General features: G+C 64.2%; 1 protein-coding gene. It reads left to right on the top strand.

From position 1 onward, the window contains the following. Positions 1 to 394 (top strand): hypothetical protein (locus GO615_RS28375; protein WP_169133121.1); only part of this gene is annotated, 394 nt, incomplete at both ends.

Raw genomic sequence — 394 nt, 5'->3', positions numbered from 1 at the left:
CGCCAACGGACAGCGGCTTCTGCAGGTGGACGCTCGAAGTCGACTCAACGTTGACCGGCGCCGGCCCCGACGGCGCACCCTACGGCCTTTACCTCTACGACATCACCCCGGAGTCGACCGTGGCCGACGTGGCCCTGATCTACTGGATCATCGGAGAGCAGAGCGCCACCTGGGCGACCCTGCGTGGTCACTCCACCTGCTGGTCCGGCCCCACCCGCGGTAAGGCGCAGAGGAAGTCGGACGGCTTGCTCTACACGCCTTACACGTGGAAATACAACTGCCCGATCCTCGCCGACGAGGTCAAATCCGACGGTCGCCTGTATTTGGGTGGCTTCCATGTCCGTGGGTCCTTCACGCAGAGCCGGGACTACTGCAACGACGTCACCTACTGGAC

This window comes from Aromatoleum evansii (assembly GCF_012910805.1).
Lineage (GTDB): Bacteria > Pseudomonadota > Gammaproteobacteria > Burkholderiales > Rhodocyclaceae > Aromatoleum > Aromatoleum evansii.
Note: the sequence above shows the minus strand (reverse complement) of the source record. Positions and strands in the feature narration are given on the sequence as shown.